Source organism: Streptomyces prasinopilosus (assembly GCF_001419695.1).
Taxonomy (GTDB): Bacteria; Actinomycetota; Actinomycetes; order Streptomycetales; family Streptomycetaceae; genus Streptomyces; species Streptomyces prasinopilosus.
In genome coordinates this window covers 1-18710 of sequence record NZ_LIRG01000215.1, presented here as the reverse complement: position 1 = coordinate 18710, position 18710 = coordinate 1, and the positions used below count along the sequence as shown (strand labels likewise).

Here is an 18710-nt window from a genome sequence, read left to right as displayed (position 1 = left end):
CACATGGGCGGCGTCCACGCTGTCCCAGGCAGCGGTCCCCCACGGCCCCGCACACAGTCCAGTGCGGGAGTCAGAGCGACGGCGAAGACCGCCGCAGCCAGCACGACGGCAGTCACCCGAGCGAAAACGATCTCCACCGTCATCGCGTCCTTCCCCCACCGCGACTCACGCCCCATGTCCATGCCGCACGCCTCACACCACGGGCAGGCCATGACGCACGGACCGGACAGCCCGACGCCCACCCAGCGTTCCCGACGGACGGCGAGGCGTTTGAACCGGTGGAGCAGGGCGAGGGGCTGGGTGACATCGTTGGCGTTGGCCGCGGTCGTGATCACCTTGAGTGGGGTGCCGCGGCCGTCGCAGACCAGGTGGTGTCTGCTGCCCGTCCTGCGCCGGTCGACCGGCGACGGGCCGGTGTCGGCACCCCCTTTTTCGCCCGGAGGTGGGAGCCGTCCGCACAGGCCCGCGACCAGCCGAGTTCACCGGCCGCGTTCAGTTCGGCGAGGCGGCAGCGGACCCGGCGTGCCGCATCCAGGCGCGGGTCCGGCGGCGGGGTGTCAGGCGAGCGGGGTGTCGTCCAGTGCCTTCGCGAGGTCGCCGGGGGTGTCGTAGAGGGCGATGGCTCCGGCCCTCTGCAACTCGTCGTCCCCGAAGCCGCCTGAACGGACGACGATCGCCGGCATCCCCGCCCTCTTCGCCGCCTCCACGTCCCACACCGAGTCGCCGACCATCACACTCGACGCGTTGGGTGGCGCGCCCAGCTTCTTCAGCGCCACCTGCAGCAGGTCCGGCGCCGGCTTGGAGGACTCCACATCAGCGCTGGTGGTCCAGTCGTCGGCGATGTCACGGGCATCCAGCATGTCCAGGAAGACGTCCACGTGACGCTGCTGACCGGAGCTGGCCAGCACCAGTCGGTGACCGCGCTCCTTGACGGCCATGAGCAGATCACGCGCACCGGGCAACGGCGCCATCTCCTCCAGCAGCGCGTCGACCTCCCTGCCCTGCTGCTCCCGGGCCCGCTCGCCCACCCGGCGCTCCAGTTCCTCGCCACCGACGGCCGTGACTAGCTGGTCTCCGCCCATTCCGATCAGCCGGTGCAGCCGCCACACCGGGAAGGTCTCCCCCACCGAGCGCAGTGCCCGGTACCAGGCGAGCGCGTGCTGGTAGTTGGAGTCGATGAGCGTGCCGTCGATGTCGAGGACGGCGATGGCGGATTCGGTCACGCTCACCGACTACCCACCAGCCCGGTGCCCACACAGAATCCGCGAGACGGGCGAGGCGATCGTCGGCGCGGTCCCGGCTCCCCGGCCACCCGGCCACCCGGCCACCCGGCCACCCGCCGGACACCGCTGCTCAGCAGGTACGAACGCCGAGGGCTGCCTTCAGGCCGTCGGTCCCACCACGACCCCGGCCCGGCCGCAGATGCCGCGGTCGCCGGCCTGTTCACTGCGGGCCGGTGCCGGGGGCCGGGGTAGGGCAGCTCGGCTCGTGTCGTCCGCTGTGTGCCGACCCGGCGGGCGGGGCACCACCGCCGGCCGGGCCCGGTCAGGTTCTCGGGCACCTCGCGGATGCCGCTGGGCACGCTCATCCCGTGTTCCCCGCACGCTACCGGGGGTAGGCGCCGTCGCACGGTGCCGTGTCGGCCGGCACAGGCCAGATGATCTCCACGGGGCCGAGGACGCCGTCAGGGCGCACCCGTTCCGCGGTCGCGCGGCATGGCCGCCTCTGGTGAGTCTGCCAGGCGGGTTTCAGGTGGTGGTGGGCCAGCTGCGCAGCAGGACGGCGATCTCCTTGGCGGTGCAGGCGGGGTCCAGGAGCAGGTCCTTGAGGGCGAGGGCGTCCTCGCGGGCGGGTTTGACGGTGATTCCGGCGGCCTCGAGGTACATCACGCCGGTGGCGGCGGCTACGGCGAGGTTGGAGCGCTCCAGCCAGCGGCACCGGCCCAGGGTGTGCACCAGGGCGGCGGCCTTGGCGTAGGGGCCGTCGTAGACGGACTGCTCGAACAGTTCGACCCGGTGGCGGGCGACCGCCGAGACCGGGACGCCGTAGTCGTCGGGGGCCGGATCGTTGACCCCGGCGGCCTCGGCGACCTGCAGGATCCAGGGAACGTCGATGTGCAGGTCCATCAGGCGGCGCGCGCTCCCCGGGGCGTGTGCTGGGCGTCTTCGGCTTCGTCGAAGAGTGCCTGGTGGTCGGCCAGGAAGCGGGCGGCGGCCTCCACCGCGCGGGCGCGCAGGCCGCTGGTGTCGTCCTGCACCAGCCGGGCAAGGTAGTCCCCGATGCTCAGCCCCAGGTCGGCGGCACGCTTCTTCGCGAGTTCCGCGACGTCCTCGTCCACACGTGCGCCCAGCTGTGTCTTTGCCATACCCGCATGGTAACAGTTGTTACCACCCTGTTCGGGCGAACGCTTCGGAGCGGCGGCCGGGACGACGACCTCGACGCGACCGCCGCAGTCGAGAACCGCCTCGGCGCACCGGGTGCCGGGGCCGTCCGCCGGGTACGAGACGCCGACCGGTCCGACCAGGTCGTGCTCGGCCGTCTTCTGGCTCGGCCGCTCCCCCGTGGGCGAGCCGGGACGAGTCCTGCATCAGGACGGCCGGGACGGCGTCCTCAGCCCTCCAGCCCTCCGCACCCAGGGCGGCAACCAGGCGTACGTGCTGGTCGGGGAGCCGGCCGGTGCGGTGCTTGGTGCGGGCCTTGGCGAGTCAGGCGCCGATCTCGACGGTGTCGCCGTCGACGCGGATGGCCTCGCGGACGGCAGGCTCCTTCTTCGAAGCCGTCACATGGGAAGGAGAGCCCGTCAACAAGGAAACGGAGAAGTGCCTGGCACTCACCTGGTTCACCGTGCACGAACTGCCGGATGGCGTCATCGAGTACCCGGGCGCCGGCCTGCTCGGCCACCTCGGCGGCACCGGTCCCCTGACGGTGCACAACTGGCCGTAACGCGTCACAGCCCGGGCCGGCTCCCGGCCGGCCGCCCCGGTGCTGGACGCTCGGGGGCCTGCGTACGCAACTGGCCCCCAAGTGCGACGCACCAGCCGTCCGGAAGCAGAACCTCGGGATGCTCCCCCGGCGGACGACACCCTGCTCGCCGCTTCGCTCAAGACCGGGGCCGGGCAGGTACCCGCGAGCCGACGGCGGCGTCCCGATCGTCTGAGCCATCGCGTGCCTGAGACACCCGTACAGGTCACATGACCCTGTCGATCCCGGTGTCCGCCGGCATCCGCGGCAGGGCCGCCGCCCGGATCTCGGGGAACGTGGCCGTCAGGTCCGTGCCGCGCCGTGAGTGCAGCAGCACCCGCCTGCCCGCGTATACGGCGAGCTGAGCACGGTAGCCATCGCCTTTTCGGCTCACCCGCCCCTCCCGGCAGCGGCGCAGGGCCGGACACAGGGGCGGCGAGCATCGGTTCCGGCAGCGTCCACGCCGGGATCAGGCCGCGACGAGCTCCTGCTCGCGGTCCGGCGTCTTGACCTTGGGCTTCTTGTTCGGCAGCGAGAGCCGGAAGACCTTGCGCCATGCGGAGAACACCTGTTTGGGCAGCGGGCCGGTGACGTACTCCAGCTCGTACTTCTCGAACAGCGCGCGCACCTTCACCGCGACCTCGGCGTACCGGTTGCTCGGCAGGTCCGGGAACAGGTGGTGCTCGATCTGGTGTGACAGGTTGCCGGTCATGAAGTGCATGGCCTTGCTGCCGCTGATGTTCGCCGAGCCCATCATCTGGCGCAGGTACCACTGGCCGCGTGTCTCGCCCTTGATCGACCGGCGCTCGAAGACCTGCACGCCCTCGGGGAAGTGCCCGCACATGATCACCGAGTGGGACCAGAGGTTGCGGACCAGGTTCGCGGTGAACGTGGCGGCGAGCGTGGTGAGGAACGACGGGCCCGACAGCAGCGGGTGGATCACGTAGTCCTTGAGCACCTGCTTGCGGATCTTGCGGCCCACGGCCTTGGCCCGCGCGCGGAACTCCGGGTTCTTGCGGCGGCGCTTGTGCAGGTTCTTGCCGAGCTCCAGGTCGTACGCCGCGATGCCGTACTCGAAGAAGCAGGCGTTGATGAAGTTCCACAGCGGCTGGCCGAGGTGGAACGGGTGCCACTTCTGGTCCTCGTCGACGCGCATGATGCCGTAGCCGAGGTCGTTGTCCTTGCCGATCACGTTGGTGTACGTGTGGTGCAGCTCGTTGTGCGAGTGCTTCCACTGGTCGGACGGCGAGACGTGATCCCATTCCCAGGTGGTGGAGTGGATCTTCGGGTCTCGCATCCAGTCCCACTGGCCGTGCAGGACGTTGTGGCCGATCTCCATGTTGTCCATGATCTTCGCCACGGACAGACCGGCGGTGCCGATCAGCCACGCGGGCGGGAAGAACGAGAACAGCAGCACGCCCCTGCTGACCAGCTCGAGCTTGCGCTGCGCCGAGATGACCTTGCGGATGTAGGCGGCGTCCTGCTCGCCGCGGCTGGCGATCACCTCGTCGCGGATCGCGTCCAGCTCGCGGCCGAGCTCCTCGATCTGCTCGGCGGTCAGGTGGGCGGTGGGGTCGATGGCGGTCAAGGTGCTCCTACCGTTCGATGTCGCAGGGGCCCGCCGCGGCGGACACGCAGGTCTGGATGAGGACGCCCGGCTCGGCCTCGGTGATCTCGCCGGTGCGCAGGTCGCGGACGGCGCCCGCCTTGAGCGGCGTGACGCAGCCGAAGCAGATGCCCATGCGGCACCCGGAGGGCATGAGCACGCCGGCCTCCTCGCCGATGTCCAGCAACGGCGTGGCGCCGTCCGCGTCGACGGTCTTGCCGGTGGTGCTGAACGTGACCTCGCCGCCGGCGCCGGCGACGACGATGCCGGGGCGGAAGCGTTCGGTGTGCAGGCGCTCTCGTACGCCGTGCCCACTCCAGTGCTCCTCGGCGGCGTCGAGCAGGCCCGCGGGCCCGCAAGCCCAGGTCTCGCGCTCGGCCCAGTCGGGCACGAGTTCGTCGAGACGGGCGATGTCGAGCATGCCGTCCGTGGCGGTGTGCACCTCGGTGAGCCGCAGCTTCCTGTCCGCGACCAGGCCGTGCAGTTCGTTGCGGAAGATCACGTCGTGCGGCTGTGGCGCGCAGTGGACCATGACGACGTCGTCGAGCTCGGTGTCGCGCAGCATGCCCATCACGGGCGTGATGCCGCTGCCGGCCGTCAGGTAGAGCACCTTGGCGGGCTCGGGCCGCGGCAGCACGAAGTCACCGGTCGCCTGGTCGAGCTGGATCAGCGTGCCCGGTCTCGCCCCGCGGACCAGGTGGTTGCTGACCTTGCCGTCCGGGATCGCCTTCACGGTGATCGTGAAGCGGCCGTCCTGACGGTTCGTCGGCGAGGTGATGGAGTAGGCACGCCACAGGCGTACCCCGTCGACGTCGACCCCGATCCGCACGTACTGACCGGCCGTGTGGCCGCGCCAGCCCCGTCCCGGCCTGATCACGATAGTCGCGGCGTCACCCGTCTCGGGGTGCACGGCCTCGATGCGCCCACGCAGGTCGGCGCCCGCACGCAGCGGGCTGACCAGGTCGAGGTAGTCCGACGGCAGCAGCGGCGTCGTGACCATCTCCAGCAGTTTCCACGCCCTGCTGCGCAGGGCCGTACTCGTCATGACTCCAGCTTGATGTGCCTCAAGGCGTAAAGTCCTGACCACAGGACGTAAATCTGATCGACTGAATTGTTCACAGGGAACAAAAACGTGAGCCATGCAATCCGGAGGGCCAGTGAACTGGCCCTGGACGAGGCGACGGTCACCGCACTTCGGGCCGCGCTGAGGACCACCGCCGACGAGGTCGTCCAGGCGATCATCGACGAGGTCCCTCCCTACGCCAACGCCCTTTCGGGCCGCATGGGCGCCACCATCCGCCGAGCCGTCCGCACCGCCCTGGGTCACTACCTGGACCTCGCGAGCGGGAACGCCACGGGCGGCGACGGCGGTGACGCGGCCTACGAGCTGGGCCGCGGCGAGGTGCGCGACGGCCGTTCGATGGACGCCCTGCTCAGCGCCTACCGCGTCGGTGCCCGCGTGGCCTGGCGATGCCTGGCAGCGGGTGCCGTGTCCGCAGGTCTGCCCGCCGCCGAGGTCGCCAAGTTCGCCGAGCTGACCTTCGCCTACATCGACGAGCTCTCCGCCGCGAGCGCCGCGGGCCACGCCGACGAACTGGCCGCCCGGGGCAGGGCCCAGGAGCGCCATCTGGAACACCTGGCCCGCGACCTCCTCGCCGGCGCGAGCCCGGACGTGCTGCTGGCCTCTGTTCAACGGGCCGGGTGGCAGCCTCCGGTTTCGCTGACCGCGGTCCTGCTGCCCGCCGCCCAGGCCCGGCCCGCCTACCGCGCGCTCGACCCGAGCACCCTCGTCCTCGACGATCTGCCGGACGCCACCGGTGTGCTGCTCGTCCCCGATGCCGACCGACCACATCTCCTGCGGCAGCTGACCGACCGCACCGCCGTGGTCGGCCCGGCCCGGCCATGGACTCGTGCGTCCGCCTCGTACGCACGGGCCGTACGCGCGCGCTCCCTCTCCTCCGACATCCGCGACACCGAGGACCACCTGCCCGAGCTGGTGCTGAGCGCCGACGTGGACGCGTTCGCAGACCTGCGTGCCCGAGCCCTCGCACCGTTGCGGGCCTTGCCCGTCACGACCGCACGGCGACTGGAGGAGACGTTGCGGGCGTGGCTGCTGCACCAGGGCAGGCGGGACGAGGTGGCGGCGGCGTTGTTCGTCCATCCCCAGACGGTCCGGTACCGGATGTCGCAGCTGCGGGAGGTGTTTCCGGATCTCGCATCGCCACAGCGGGTCCTTGAACTGACGCTGGCGGTCGGTCTTCGGGTCAGCTGACGAGTACTGCCTCGTTCTCGGTGCCGTCAGCCGGCTCTTGCAGCCTCGAGAAGAGCGGTAGGAGCCGGCTGAGACCGGGGGTTGGTGTGAAGGCCGGGCAAGGCCTCGGGAAGCCCGTCGCGGGGGCGCTGCCTCTGAGAAGCGCGGTGGCGGATACGGCTCGACCGGATCCGGTGGACGAGGCGCACCGGCCCGCTCGTCGACGCGCTCATCGAGCGTCCGGCCGGCAACCTGGGCCGCTATGCCCTGGAAAACGGCTTTCACGTCGTCGTGGAGGGCGCTGTTCCGGCACGAGCCGCCCCATGGGCGCGCGGCGGGACGCAGCCGGGTGACCGGCGGGGCGGCCCGGCCGGTCACCAGGGGCCGGGGGCCGGGTCGCTCGCGCAGGGGACCACCGTGGTTCTGCGACGGCCCCGTGCCTCCCTTCCGAGAGGCCAACCGGACGGCGGGCCGGGCCGGCCTGGCACACCGTACGGGGGATGATGGGGGTGGAATGACGGAACGTGAGGTCAGGAGCTTCCATGGCGAAGCGGGTTCACCGCCCCCGTGAGGACGCGGAGTTCGATTTCATCCTCGGGATGAGCGGAGTTCCGGTCCTCGCCTACTTCACCGGGACATGGCCCAAGGCGATCGAGCCCTGCCGGGTGATGGACCTCGTCGTGGAGGGCATCGCCGACGACTACGCGGGCCGCCTGACGGTCGTCCGTGCCGACATCACGCGTTGTCCGGCCGCAACCGAGCGATACGGGATCACCGGAGCCCCGTCCTACGTCCTGCTGAAGGAGGGAGAGGCGGTGGCGCACGGCACGGGGTCCATGACCATCGCCGAGGTACGGAAGTTCCTGGACGGCCACCTCTGAGCGGCCGCTGCGGCACGTGGCCGCGACGCCCGTCACGTCTCGTCCATGGAAGCTGCGCGGCCTGAGACACCTTGGGGCTGAGACACTCCCGCAGGTCGCACAACGCCGTCCAGCCCGGAGTCCGACGGCAGCCGCGCAAGGGCAGCCGCCCGGCTCTAGGGAAACGATGCCGTCATGCCCGTTCCCTGCCGGGAGCGCAGCAGCACCCGCCCGTCCGCGTGTACGGCAAGCTGGCCGCGGTAGCCGTCCCCTTCAGCCTCAAAAGCTCAGTCCAAGACGCCGAGAGCCGTGTCCGGCCGGCAGTGAAGGCACGCAGGAACCTGCCGGCCCATCAGATCCCCCCCGACCCCTGCCCGAACCAACGAGGACCGGTCGGAAGGCCGCATGATCCGCCGGACAGGAGGTGAACACGCGAGCCCACCAGCACCGAGGGCCTGGCACAGGAGGTCCTGGCCGATCCGAAGTGGGCGGACAAGCTCACCGGCGCGGACCGCAGGGCGTTGTCAGCCCTGTTCTGGACCCACGTCAATCCTTGTCCGGATGTTTTCCGCGCGCGGGACCGGCTCACCTTCAAGTGCACTCCGATCGGGACCGGCTCCGACGCCTGCCGCCTCCAGGTCGCCGAGGCCGAGCACCGGGACCGCGGGACGGGAGCCGACCAGGCCGCTCCCCCCGGTGCAGTTCGATCGTGACGCCCGCGGTCATCGACCCGACCGGCCCCCGCCGTCGCGCTGATCCTCGAGGCGGACAGTCAGATCGGGCCAGTGCTCGGACCACCGCGCCAGGTCACCCGCGCTCAGGGACCACCGTGAACGCAGGACCTTGTCCGGAAGGAAGCGGACCCAGGTCCCCGTGGTCCCGTCGGCCTCGACGGGCTCCAGACCGGTCACCGGGACGCCGTGCTCATAGCGCTGGCTCCAGGACCCGTTGAGGCGGCGGTTGGTATGAATCAGCCACTCGCTCAGCACCGCGACGACGGACATGCCGCGACGCGGATGTCCGTCCGGAAGCCGTTCCACCTCCGGGAGATCGAAGAACCGGAGGTCCTTCGTGGCCATGACCGGCTTCTTCACCACCCGGCCCTGCTCGTCGACCCGAGTATCGGTGCCCCGTCCGTCATCCTTCACCGACACGGAGCCGTCGGTATGCAGTGTGACCACGCACCGTCCGCCGCCCCGGCTCGCTGCCTCGTCAGCGGCATAAGCAACGATCTCGAGAACAAGGTGACCCGGCCCGCCCGGAGCGAACCGTGCTGGTTCCCGGCGGATCCGAGCGAGATGGTCTGTGTCCACGGTGGCGGCCCAGTCGTGCGTGGTGTTGACCCAGGAGGTCCTTGATCCATCCATCCGGCAAGTATGCGCCGGGGGTCTCGTTCAGACTGCCGAGATCAACCGCTCAGCAGTGGTCGTCAGGGCCGGGCTCAGCACTCTCTCCGAGATCGGCAAGGAGGCTTCGGATCCGATCGGCGATGACGCTGTGCCGTTCGACCTCGCGGAGCCGGCCGCGCTCGACGGCGTCTTGGACGAGCCGCTGTTCACGGGCGGGCCGGGACCGCAGGCGCGGTGCATACTCGCTCGTGGTCTCGTGGTGAGGAACTTCGAGCAGCGGAGGTGGAGGTCGCACTCGCAGGGCCCTTCGGCGGGTGCCCGCAGGCAGTGGCCGAGTTCGAGTTCGGTCTTGAAAAGTTGGTCTTGAGCCAGTTCAGGGTGTCCTGCGGGAGCGGCTCGCCGCCGTCCGGCATCACCGGTTGTCCTTCGTCGGGATGCACTACCGCAGACGGCCGACGCCCTCGGTACGGCGGCGCGGGGGACGGCGGGGCCCCACGCAAGCCGCTGGGCTCACCGAGGCCCGCGGCTGGTCGCGCTCTCATGGAACGGCCCCTGGAAAACGTCCCCGCAACTTCACCACGAACCCGCGGATCAACTCCTCGACACCGGGGGCATCGACCCCTCGGAGACACGCCCGACAGCCTTCGGTTCCGCGAACTGACGGAGGCAGGGGGTCAGCGGGTGGGTGGGACGAACTCGGGCTGGTCGAGCAGGCGCAGCCAGCTTCCGTCGGGCTGGCGCCGGACGACCTGCGCCCGGGCACCGGCCCCGTCCTTCGGCGGGGTCGAGGTGAGGGCGATGTCACCGCTGATCAGCGTCGGCAGCGGTTGTTCCGGCTCGAAACGGGGGCGGTTGGCCAGCACCTTCTCCCACAGCGCACGAATCGCCTCCCGGCCCACCGTCCGGTCGCCGGGCGGGTAGGCCATCACCGCATCCTCTTCGTAAAGTGCGGCGACCCCGGCCGCGTCACCGGCGTTGGAGCGTTCGACGAACAAGCGGGTGATGTCCTCGGGCCGCATGGCCTTCTCGTACTCCGGCATGAGTTCCTCCCGACGTCGGGCTTCGGCGCTTCCCAGCGTGGTCGCCCACTGACCAGAAGTCCAACAGATGAATCTTCTGGAAACTAGAATCTGCAGTCATGGAGCTGAGGCAGCTGGAGTACTTCGTCGCGGTCGCCGAGGAGCGGAACTTCACCCGGGCGGCCGAGCGGGTGCACATCAGCCAGTCCGGCGTCAGCGCCCAGATCCGCCGGCTGGAACAGGAACTCGGTGCCGAGCTGTTCGACCGGTCGGCCCGCACCGTCACCCTCACCGTCGCGGGAAGGGCCGCACTCGGACACGCCCGCGCCGCCCTCGCCGCCGCTGGGGCGCTCGGCCAGGCGGTGGGCGAGGTGACCGACCTGATCCGGGGGCGGCTCACCGTCGGGATGGTCATCGGCTGCACCCTCACCCCGCTGTTCGGCGCCCTCGCCGCGTTCCACCAGGCACATCCCGGTGTGGAGATCTCGCTGCTGGAGGACAGCTCCGACCGGCTCGTCGAGGGGGTGCGCACCGGCGCCGTCGACCTGGCACTCATCGGGGCAGCAACCGCCACCCCTGACGGGCTGGACGCGCTGACCATCATCAGCGAGCGGCTCGTCGCGGCGGTCCCGGCCGGGCACCCCCTGGCGAAACAGCGGCGGGTCACCCTGCACGACCTGGTCGCCCACCCGATCGTGTGCATGCCGCCCGGCACCGGCCTGCGCACGGTGTTCGACCAGGCTTGCGCCGCACAGAACCTCCGGCCCTCGATCACTCTGCAAGCCAGCGCCGCGGATGCCATTGCCGACCTCGCCGCCCGCGGGCTCGCCGTCGCCGTCCTCAGCGACTCCATGGCCGCGCACTACCGCGACCGGCTCACCGCCCGCACCATCGATGACGTCGATACACCCGCATTGCTCGCCCTGGTCTGGAAGAGCACGCACAGCCCGGGGATGCGTGAGCTGCTCGTGCACAGCCGGCAAGCATTCACCGAGCCCGACCCCACGACTTCCCCGCGAACCCACGGGGCCCTCCCCTGACATCGGGGCGACAGACCCGTGAGTTCCCGCCGAAGTTCCTTCAGCTCTCGCGAACTCGCGGGCTTCGCCAGGTGTGAGCAGTCGCGGTACAGGAAGTGCCGCTGAGATTGGTCTTGGTGAGGTCGGGCTACTCCGCCGTTCACCGTGCTCACCGGCATCGCCGCGCTGTCCGGGGACCGTCGGCGGGTGCGGCGCGTGCTGCTGCCCGTGGCCGGGCTGCTGCTCGCCACGGGCAGGCACGCGCTGTGGAACCGCTCGACGGCCTTCGACCCATACGGCTTCCTCGCGGTCCACGCGGTCTTCATGGTGCCTGCGTTCGGGCTGCTGGCCTGGCTGGTCGTCTGGACCCGGCAGCGGGAGCCGAGGACCGTGCGCGAGGAGCCGCCCACGTACGCCGCCGGCTGGCTCAACTCCCGCCGAACCGCTCGCCCTCGGCTCCGTGCGGGCCCGCCGGTCGGCCCGGGACCACGCCCGGCGCCACTTCGGAAAGCCCGCGGCGCGGACGGTCGCCGAGTACGAGGCGTATGCCACCTCGACGGCGTTCCCGCGGCACCGGGGGCGCCGGGGACGGCCCGGCGCCGACTTCGCCGTACGGGAGCGGGAGCTGTTGCACTAACTGTGGCGCAGGCGGGAGGTGACGCAGCCCTCGCTGACCAAGCGGTCAGGATGACGCTGCCGATGGCCGCGCCGCCCTGGCCGAGGTACGGGACGCCCCGTGCAACCCCCGGGGTACGGGCCGTACGGGCCGACGGCACCGTACCCCTCGTGCAACCCGTACCGGACACAGCCGTAGGAGGCCCGGGGTCGGGTGGGTGCCCGGTTTACGCCGACGCCTGCGTCAGCCTGCCGATCTCCTCCTCCGTCAGCCGCAGCTCCGCGACCCTCAGCAGTGCCGGGAGCTGCTGCACCGTCCGCGCCGAGGCGTTCGGGGCGGCCACCGTCGGCTGGGCCGCGAGCCAGGCCAGGGCCACCGTGGCGACCTCGGCGTCGTGGGCCTGGGCGACCTCGTCGAGGGCGGCGAGGACCTTCCTGCCGCGCTCGGTGTCCGCGTGCTTGGCGGCGCCCTGCGCCCGCGCGCTGTCCACCGTCGTGCCGGGACGGTACTTGCCGGTCAGGAAGCCGGAGGCGAGCGCGTAGTACGGGATGGCGGCCAGACCGGCCCGCTCGGCCAGGTTCTGCAGCTCGCCTTCGTAGGTGTCGCGGGAGACCAGGTTGTAGTGCGGCTGGAGGGCGACGTAGCGGGCCAGGCCCTCGCGCTCGGAGAAGTCCAGGGACGCCCTGAGGCGCTCGGCGGAGATGTTCGAGGCGGCGATGTGCCGTACCTTGCCCGCCCTCACCAGCTCGTCGAGCGCGCCGATGATCTCCTCGACGGGCACCTCCGGCTTGTCGGAGTGCGTGTAGTACAGGTCGATGTAGTCCGTGCCCAGGCGCTTGAGGGAGGCGTCGGCCGCGGCCTTGATGTTGGTGGCGCTCAGTCCCGGGAAGTCGGGGTGCTGGCCGACCTTGGTGGCGATGACGACGTCGGAGCGGTTGCCGCGTGCCTTCACCCACTTGCCGATGATCGTCTCGGACTCGCCGCCCTGGTTCCCTTCGACCCACGCCGAGTAGGAGTCGGCGGTGTCGACGAAGTTTCCTCCGGCGGCGGTGTAGGCGTCCAGGACGGCGAAGGACTGCTCCTGGTCGGCGGTCCAGCCGAAGACATTGCCGCCGAGGGTGAGCGGGAAGACTTCGAGATCGGACGAGCCCAGTTTGCGCAGAGAAGTCATGTTCAACATCAACAACCGGGCCGGACGGTTCATTCCGCGTCCGGCCGCAAAGGTTGCGCTGTGCGGCGGCGTGCCGGTCTCCGTGGTCTTCGCGGCGGCGCCGGTAGTGGGCCATGGCGCCGGGCGAGCCGCGGAGGGCGGAGAAGGGCCACAGGTAGCCGGCGTGGTGGAGCCGGTCGTTCTTGATCCACCGGCGGGTGATGCCGGACTTCTTGTCGGAAGCCCTGGTGATGGGTGAGGAGCCGGCGTATGCCTTCAGGCCGCGGGCGTCGGCGAAGGGGGCGCGGTCGTCTCCGATCTCTGCGAGCACCCGGGGGCCGAGCTGGGCGCCGGGGCCGGGGAAGCGGAGGAGGGTGTCGGCGTCCGGGTGCTGGGGGAATGCATCGTCGACCGCCTCCGCGAGGTCGTCGGCAGCGGTGCGGGCGGCTTCCGGCCGGACCAGCAGAGCCGGCGTCTGCTTGCCGAGCGCGTCCTCCACCGGCGGAGGCTGGTGGGCCCACTCAGCACGGCACACCTCGCGGAGCCGCTCGGCCTCGGCTTCGATGCCGCGCTTGCGGCCGGCCCGCTTCAGCGCGGCCTGAATCCGGGTGCGGGTCAGCCGGGCGGCCCTGGCTGCCGAAACGGGGCGGCCACCCGTCCGGCCTCGGCGGCAGCTGATCGACGGCATACGGTCTCGTGTCCGGACCGGAGTTCCGTGGCGGGACGTCCCCGTCGAATACGGGCCGTGGAACCGGGTCCACGACCTGTTCCGCCGATGGCAGCGGAACGGCACCTGTTACCGGGTGCTCCCCCAGCTCCAGTCCCCGGCCGACGCGAAAGGCGCGATCACAGGGGACCTGAGCGTCGACTCCACGCTATGCCGGGCCCATCAGCACGAGGCCGGGGCCGTAAGCAGGGTGACTCACAGAAGGAAGCACCGGGCGGCATCTTCACCGAACCTGGTGATCACGGGCTGGGACGCTCGCACGGCGGGTTCACGACCGAACTGCACCTGGCCGTCGAGCAGGGCCGAAAGCCCATGTCGATCGTGGTGACCGCTGGGCGGCGCGGGGACTCGCCGCAGTTCGAACCCGTCCTGGAGAAGATCCGCGTGCCCCGCGTCGGGCCGGGGCGGCCACGTGTCCGTCCCCGTCGGGTCCGCGCTGACAAGGCATACGCCTTCCGCAGGAATCGCGCTCACCTGTGCCGCCGCGGGATCCGCCGCACCATTCCCGGCAAAGCCGACCAGGCGCGCAACCGCCTCAAGAGGCACCGCGCCGTCACCACGCGATACGACAAGCCGGCGGTCCGCCACGAGGCGCCCGTCCTCGTCGCTGCCCTCAACGAGTGGCTGTGATCAGCACCTTCACAGACGTCCTATGCGACCCTGACCACGTACTTGCCCTGGACGCCGCCCGCCTCCAGCGCCCGGTGTGCCGCTGCGGTCTCCTCCAGGGGGAAGACCGTGTCCACCGCGGGACTCAGCTTGCCCTCGGCCACATGGCGGGCGAGGTCGTCGAAGTCCGCCCGCGTGGGGTTGCCGCTGAAGAAGCGCACCCGGCCGTGTCCGTGGACCGTGCTGGCCGCGAGGTAGCCGAGCGACGCGGCGGGCCGTTTCAGGTCGAAGGCGATGGTGACCATGCGCCCTCCGGGATTCAGTAGGCGCCGGAAGGCCCGCAGGTCGCTCCCCACGGTGTCCAGGACCACGTCGAAGCGGCCCAGTTCCGCCGGCCGCACGGTCCGGTGGTCGACGGCCTGGTGTGCGCCGAGCCCGCGGACGAAGTCGAGGTTGGCTGCGCGGGCCAGGGCCGTGACCTCTGCGCCGTACGCCCGTCCGAGCTGGACGGCGGCGTTGCCGACACCGCCCGCCGCGCCCCGGACGAGGAGTCGTTCGCCGGGGCGCAGCCCGGCTTTGTCCCGCAGTGCGGTGATGGCCGTGGTGGCCACCGGCAGCGCGGCGGCGTCCACCGGGTCAAGGCCGCCGGGGAGTTGGCCGACCCGCTCGGCGGGCACGGTCACGTACTCGGCGGCGCTGCCGAACCCGGAAGTGCGGCCCAAGACCCCCCATACGCGGTCACCGGCCGTGAACCGTGTGACTCCGGCCCCCGGTGCGGCTACCTCGCCGGTGAAGTCCAAGCCGACGCGCTTGGGGAATCTCCGGCCGGTCAGGAGGCGGAGACGGCCGGTACGGGCTGCCAGTTCGCCGCCGTTGACGCTGAACGCGCACACCTTCACGAGGACCTCGCCGGGGGCCGGCTCGGGGCGTGGCACGCGGCCCGTGTAGAGCACATCGGGGCCGCCGTAGCGGTCGTAGAGCACTGCCTTCATCATGCGGTCGTCCATCGTTCCGCCTTTGCCGCCGGGGGCCGTACAGGGGTCTGGCATCGACCGTAAGCTCTTAAGTGGACGCGATCGTCCGCTTGGACCGGAAGAGAGAGACAGTGGTGGCGGAATCCTCTCGGATCACGGCCCGGAACAGGGTGCGGGCGGACGCCCGGCGCAATCGGGAGCGCGTCCTCGTCGCCGCTCGTGCGGTCTTCGCGGAGCACGGGATCGACGCCCCGATGGCGACCGTGGCCCGGCGGGCCGGGGTCGGCGTGGCGACGCTGTACCGGCATTTCCCGACCCGCGACGCCCTGGTGAGAGGCGCGTTCGCACAGCAGATGGAGACCTGCGCGCGGGCGCTCACCGAGGCTCTGGCCGTCCCTGACCCGTGGCAAGGTTTCCAGCAGCTGGTCGAGACGGTCTGCGCGCTGCAACGGGAGGAACGCGGGTTCCCGGCCGCGTTCGTCGCGGCCTTCCCGGAAAGCATGTCGGAAGAGGCGCAGTCCCGGCAACGGGTCGAGCGGGACTTCACGACCCTGGTACGCAGGGCCCAGGCGTCGGGCGCGCTGCGGGCCGATTTTCACCCTTCCGACCTCGTCGTGGTCCTGTTGGCACACTGCGGTCTGGTGGCCGCCCTACCGGACGATGGTGCAGCGTCCCGGCGCCTGGTGGCCTATCTGCTCCAGTCGTTCCGCACCGACCCGGCCAACAAACCGCTGCCTCCGCCGACTGCGCTGACACTGCGCAGCCTCCCGATCGCAACGGACAGTTCCCGGGGGCAGCGGTCCCCCAGAACCTGACATGAAACGGTACCTGCCGCAGGACACGTCCGGTCCGACAGCTCCACTTCCGCAGGAGGCCCAGTGCAGCGTCAGGCAACGTCTGCCTCGTCTGTCAGACTGCCTGGGTGATCGTCAGACTCGCGCGAGAACAGGACTTCCCCGGTTTTCTCGGCTTGGCCGCCCAGGTCGAGCACTGGTTCGGCCCGATGGTCGAGGACCCTGGTTTCCACAGCGCCGTGGACAGGCACATTCGCCGCTCCGCGGCGCTCGTCGCCGTCTCCTCGGGCTCGGGTCTCCTCGGCGGCCTGCTCTTCGGCGCGAAGCCCCCGATTCACCACGTCCATTGGCTCGTCGTCTCGGAGAGGGCACGCGGGAAGGGCGTCGGTGGGGCGCTGATGGCCGACGCAACACGCAGGTTCGTGCCTGGCCCAGGCAGCATCGAGGTGGTCACCTTCGGAGCCGACCACCCGGGCGCTGTTGCCAGCGGTGCACGCGCCTTCTACGAACGTCTCGGTTTCACCCCGGCTGAAGCCACTGCTCCGGGCCCGGAAGGCGGTTCACGGCAGATCTATCGCCGGGCGGTCACCTGATTCGGGCGACATTCGCCCTGGCGACGACCTCGCGCAGGCGTTCGTCGGCGGCGTGCTGGTTCCGCCAGATGATGCGGCGGCGGATCACGCCGGCCTGCTCGGTGTGGCCGGCGTGGTCCGTCCTGCCAGCGTCCGGTGTTGCGCGAGCCCGGCACTCCGGTGTGGGCCGGCTCGCCGACCGGGGCGACCGCGGGGGCACGGCGCAGGACGGCGTCCACGTCCCTCCCGGTGAAGACGCCGCCCCTGTACTCGAGCTTCTTGCGGGGCACCTGTTCCAGCCCGTGCGGCACCACCTCGGTGCGCGGCCGGCCGTGGTGGTCCACGAAGGCGACCACGCAGTCGGTGCCCCCGCTCGATGCGGTGACGCGCCTCCGGCAGCATCGCGTACGTCTTGCCGATGCCGGATGCCGCGCCGAGGTGGATCCGGAGTGTGCCGCGGGCCATCTCGTTCCTCGGTCGGGCTTCGAAACGGTGGCCCATGCCGGGCTCGGTGATCAGATGGCGGGGGCGGGAGGGATCCTTCTCCAGTGTGCGGCGCAACTGGGCCGTGCAGACACGCAGGTAGGTGGTCCTGTCGCTCTGCCGGGCGCCCCAGACCTCGGGGAGAAGCCGCTTCCGGCTGATCAGCCGGCCCGGGTCGGCCACCAGGATCTCCAGCAGGTGCCACTCCGTCGGGGTCAGCCGCACGTCCCGCCCGTCCCGGACGACCTTCTTGCCCACGAGGTCGGCGGTGAAGTCGAGAGAATGGACGGTTGGCCTGTCAGCAGCGGAACCGGGCAGCAGCACCGCATGAAGCCTCAACCGCGTTTCGCGTTGGCCGCGACCACTCTTGACGCGCCGGACCCCCACAGGCTGGCGCAGTTCTACCGGGACCTGCTCGGATGGCCGGTGCGGAAGGAGGAACCGGACTGGGTCGAGATCGCAGCGCCCGACGGCAGTGCCGGTCTGTCGTTCCAGACGGAGCCGCTCTTCACCCGTCCGCAGTGGCCTTCCACCCGGTCAGGGCAGCAGATGATGATGCATCTGGACATCGAGGTGAGTGATCTGTCAGCAGCCGTCGAGCAGGCTCGTGCGCTGGGGGCAACCGTGGCGGACTTCCAACCTCAGGCCGATGTGCGCGTCCTGTGCGACCCGGCGGGCCACCCGTTCTGCCTCTTTGCGCGCACCGGTCCGAGCGCCTGACAGCCTGGTTCAGGTGGTGAGTCTCCGATGGCTGATGAGGGCTGGGGCGATGCCGGGGAAGTGGTCGGCCTTGCGCTCGTAGCGGCGGTGCAGCCGACGGCAGCCGGTCAGCCGGGAGACCGTCCTTTCGACGACCCAGCGGTGGCGGCCGAGTCGCTGTGAGGACTCGATGCCCTTGCGGGCGATGCGGTGGGGGATGCCTCTCTTGTACAGCGATCGGCGCAGGTGGTCGTAGTCGTAGCCCTTGTCGGCATGGAGCTTGGCCGGGCGCCGGCGGCGCGGACCGCGCCGGGAGCGGATGGGCGGGATCCCGCGTACCAGCGGCTTCAGACCGAGGCTGTCGTGCATGTTCGCGCCGGAGCGGACGTGCGACCTCTGTCGGCGGTACCACCCGCCGGAACAGCACCCACCACTCATGGGGCACTAGCCGCTCCAGCAGATCAGTCATGTACGGCTCAATGAACGATCACGCCATAGGGAACGGCGTCTTAGCCGGCCGCAGCAGCACCGGACGCAGCCTGCTGTACCCGCGCACCGACACCGGGCGGAGTACCTTGAGTTCGTAGGCCGCCATGCCCGCCAGTTCGTCGGCGAACGCCGTGTTGGCCAGCACGGTGCCGGGACGGGCCACCGCGGTGAGCCGGGCCGCGATGTTCACCACCGCCCCGTAGACGTCGCCGAAGCGGTTGAGGACCGCACCATGGGCCAGCCCGGTCCGCACGTGCGGCAGCATCTGTTCCGCCTCGGCACGGGCGGTGAGTTCCAGGGCGATGTCAGCGGCCGCGGATGCCGACTCACTCATGAAGAGCACCTCGTCGCCGATGGTCTTCACCACCCGGCCCCGGCCGTCGGCGATCACATCGCCGGTCAGGCTCTCGAACCGGTCGAGCACCCGGATGAGTTCGGTGCTGTCCAGTCCACGGGTCATCCGGGTGTAGCCGACCATGTCGGTGAACCCCACCGCCAGGTCGCGGAGGTCGGCACCCTCGCCGGGCGGTAC

General features: G+C 70.8%; 19 protein-coding genes and 9 pseudogenes. 10 read left to right on the top strand and 18 right to left on the bottom strand.

Features of this window, described 5'->3' with window-relative positions:
- Positions 1–59 precede the first annotated feature (59 nt).
- The 6 genes and pseudogenes from AOK18_RS34155 to AOK18_RS10625 all read right to left on the bottom strand — a co-directional run.
- Positions 60–182: pseudogene (locus AOK18_RS34155) on the bottom strand (DUF6332 family protein); the annotation flags it as partial.
- A 141-nt stretch (positions 183–323) separates the two neighbouring features.
- Positions 324–368, bottom strand: a pseudogene (locus tag AOK18_RS35545) (hypothetical protein); the annotation flags it as partial.
- Positions 348–505, bottom strand: a pseudogene (locus tag AOK18_RS35540) (IS5/IS1182 family transposase); the annotation flags it as partial. The pseudogenes AOK18_RS35540 and AOK18_RS35545, both read right to left, overlap by 21 nt.
- 52 nt (positions 506–557) lie before the next feature.
- The gene (locus tag AOK18_RS10635; protein WP_240503131.1) at positions 558–1229 is read right to left on the bottom strand and encodes an HAD family hydrolase; all 672 of its coding nucleotides are present in this window, start codon (positions 1227–1229) and stop codon (positions 558–560) included.
- A 519-nt stretch (positions 1230–1748) separates the two neighbouring features.
- Entirely contained in the window at positions 1749–2126 is a 378-nt protein-coding gene (locus AOK18_RS10630; protein WP_055694151.1) for a hypothetical protein, read from the bottom strand.
- On the bottom strand, positions 2126–2365 hold the full coding sequence (locus AOK18_RS10625) for a hypothetical protein (RefSeq protein WP_055571789.1): 240 nt from the start codon (positions 2363–2365) through the stop codon (positions 2126–2128). Before AOK18_RS10625 ends, AOK18_RS10630 begins: the two co-directional genes overlap by 1 nt.
- Before the next feature lie 332 nt (positions 2366–2697).
- Here AOK18_RS10625 and AOK18_RS10620 point away from each other — a divergent pair, with 332 nt between their 5' ends.
- Positions 2698–2943, top strand: a complete 246-nt coding sequence (locus tag AOK18_RS10620; RefSeq protein WP_175400248.1) for an NUDIX hydrolase — start codon at positions 2698–2700, stop codon at positions 2941–2943.
- Between the two features lie 244 nt (positions 2944–3187).
- Here AOK18_RS10620 and AOK18_RS32955 read toward each other — a convergent pair whose 3' ends face one another.
- The 3 genes from AOK18_RS32955 to AOK18_RS10610 all read right to left on the bottom strand — a co-directional run bounded on the left by AOK18_RS32955 (position 3188) and on the right by AOK18_RS10610 (position 5567).
- Complete coding sequence (locus AOK18_RS32955; protein WP_157865070.1) at positions 3188–3355, bottom strand: DNA ligase-like domain-containing protein; 168 nt, start codon at positions 3353–3355, stop codon at positions 3188–3190.
- Positions 3356–3430: 75 nt separating this feature from the next.
- A complete protein-coding gene (locus AOK18_RS10615; protein WP_055694150.1) occupies positions 3431–4549 on the bottom strand; it encodes a fatty acid desaturase family protein in 1119 nt (372 codons plus the stop codon).
- Positions 4550–4556: 7 nt separating this feature from the next.
- On the bottom strand, positions 4557–5567 hold the full coding sequence (locus AOK18_RS10610; protein ID WP_099048864.1) for a ferredoxin reductase: 1011 nt from the start codon (positions 5565–5567) through the stop codon (positions 4557–4559).
- Between the two features lie 132 nt (positions 5568–5699).
- On the opposite strand from AOK18_RS10610, the gene AOK18_RS10605 reads away from it, so the two are divergent.
- A complete protein-coding gene (locus tag AOK18_RS10605) occupies positions 5700–6839 on the top strand; it encodes a PucR family transcriptional regulator (protein ID WP_055573538.1) in 1140 nt (379 codons plus the stop codon).
- 521 nt (positions 6840–7360) lie between these two features.
- On the top strand, positions 7361–7699 hold the full coding sequence (locus AOK18_RS10600) for a thioredoxin family protein (RefSeq protein WP_055573539.1): 339 nt from the start codon (positions 7361–7363) through the stop codon (positions 7697–7699).
- Positions 7700–8400: 701 nt separating this feature from the next.
- On the opposite strand, the gene AOK18_RS10595 is transcribed toward AOK18_RS10600, so the two are convergent.
- Complete coding sequence (locus tag AOK18_RS10595) at positions 8401–8859, bottom strand: hypothetical protein (protein WP_240503130.1); 459 nt, start codon at positions 8857–8859, stop codon at positions 8401–8403.
- A gap of 842 nt (positions 8860–9701) precedes the next feature.
- Complete coding sequence (locus AOK18_RS10585) at positions 9702–10067, bottom strand: YybH family protein (protein WP_055694146.1); 366 nt, start codon at positions 10065–10067, stop codon at positions 9702–9704.
- A 98-nt stretch (positions 10068–10165) separates the two neighbouring features.
- Between AOK18_RS10585 and AOK18_RS10580 the strand changes: the two genes are divergently transcribed.
- On the top strand, positions 10166–11086 hold the full coding sequence (locus tag AOK18_RS10580; RefSeq protein ID WP_055694145.1) for a LysR family transcriptional regulator: 921 nt from the start codon (positions 10166–10168) through the stop codon (positions 11084–11086).
- Positions 11087–11212: 126 nt separating this feature from the next.
- Positions 11213–11879, top strand: a pseudogene (locus AOK18_RS30660) (PrsW family glutamic-type intramembrane protease); the annotation flags it as partial.
- A 28-nt stretch (positions 11880–11907) separates the two neighbouring features.
- Here AOK18_RS30660 and AOK18_RS10575 read toward each other — a convergent pair.
- Positions 11908–12852, bottom strand: a complete 945-nt coding sequence (locus tag AOK18_RS10575; protein WP_055694144.1) for an aldo/keto reductase — start codon at positions 12850–12852, stop codon at positions 11908–11910.
- 40 nt (positions 12853–12892) lie between these two features.
- Positions 12893–13465 (bottom strand): annotated as a pseudogene (locus AOK18_RS30655) (transposase); the annotation flags it as partial.
- Here AOK18_RS30655 and AOK18_RS34150 point away from each other — a divergent pair.
- Together AOK18_RS34150 and AOK18_RS30650 are read left to right on the top strand one after the other, a co-directional pair.
- Positions 13440–13577: pseudogene (locus AOK18_RS34150) on the top strand (transposase); the annotation flags it as partial. The pseudogenes AOK18_RS30655 and AOK18_RS34150 sit on opposite strands and share 26 nt — an antisense overlap.
- 131 nt (positions 13578–13708) lie before the next feature.
- Entirely contained in the window at positions 13709–14188 is a 480-nt protein-coding gene (locus AOK18_RS30650) for a transposase (RefSeq protein ID WP_240503129.1), read from the top strand.
- A 20-nt stretch (positions 14189–14208) separates the two neighbouring features.
- On the opposite strand, the gene AOK18_RS10565 is transcribed toward AOK18_RS30650, so the two are convergent.
- Entirely contained in the window at positions 14209–15174 is a 966-nt protein-coding gene (locus AOK18_RS10565) for an NAD(P)-dependent alcohol dehydrogenase (RefSeq protein ID WP_055694142.1), read from the bottom strand.
- Positions 15175–15275: 101 nt separating this feature from the next.
- Between AOK18_RS10565 and AOK18_RS10560 the strand changes: the two genes are divergently transcribed.
- On the top strand, positions 15276–15956 hold the full coding sequence (locus AOK18_RS10560; RefSeq protein WP_055694161.1) for a TetR/AcrR family transcriptional regulator: 681 nt from the start codon (positions 15276–15278) through the stop codon (positions 15954–15956).
- 107 nt (positions 15957–16063) lie between these two features.
- The gene (locus AOK18_RS10555) at positions 16064–16528 is read left to right on the top strand and encodes a GNAT family N-acetyltransferase (RefSeq protein ID WP_055573546.1); all 465 of its coding nucleotides are present in this window, start codon (positions 16064–16066) and stop codon (positions 16526–16528) included.
- A gap of 119 nt (positions 16529–16647) precedes the next feature.
- Here the strand turns inward: AOK18_RS10555 and AOK18_RS33580 are convergent.
- Positions 16648–16972 (bottom strand): annotated as a pseudogene (locus AOK18_RS33580) (histidine kinase); the annotation flags it as partial.
- A gap of 18 nt (positions 16973–16990) precedes the next feature.
- Positions 16991–17278: pseudogene (locus tag AOK18_RS33575) on the bottom strand (winged helix-turn-helix domain-containing protein); the annotation flags it as partial.
- On the opposite strand from AOK18_RS33575, the gene AOK18_RS10550 reads away from it, so the two are divergent.
- The gene (locus tag AOK18_RS10550; RefSeq protein WP_157865071.1) at positions 17273–17710 is read left to right on the top strand and encodes a VOC family protein; all 438 of its coding nucleotides are present in this window, start codon (positions 17273–17275) and stop codon (positions 17708–17710) included. The pseudogene AOK18_RS33575 and the gene AOK18_RS10550 overlap by 6 nt on opposite strands.
- Before the next feature lie 9 nt (positions 17711–17719).
- Here AOK18_RS10550 and AOK18_RS10545 read toward each other — a convergent pair.
- Together AOK18_RS10545 and AOK18_RS10540 are read right to left on the bottom strand one after the other, a co-directional pair.
- Positions 17720–18070: pseudogene (locus AOK18_RS10545) on the bottom strand (transposase); the annotation flags it as partial.
- A gap of 106 nt (positions 18071–18176) precedes the next feature.
- A partial coding sequence (locus tag AOK18_RS10540; RefSeq protein WP_167738669.1) for an adenylate/guanylate cyclase domain-containing protein occupies positions 18177–18710 on the bottom strand: 534 nt, incomplete at its 5' end.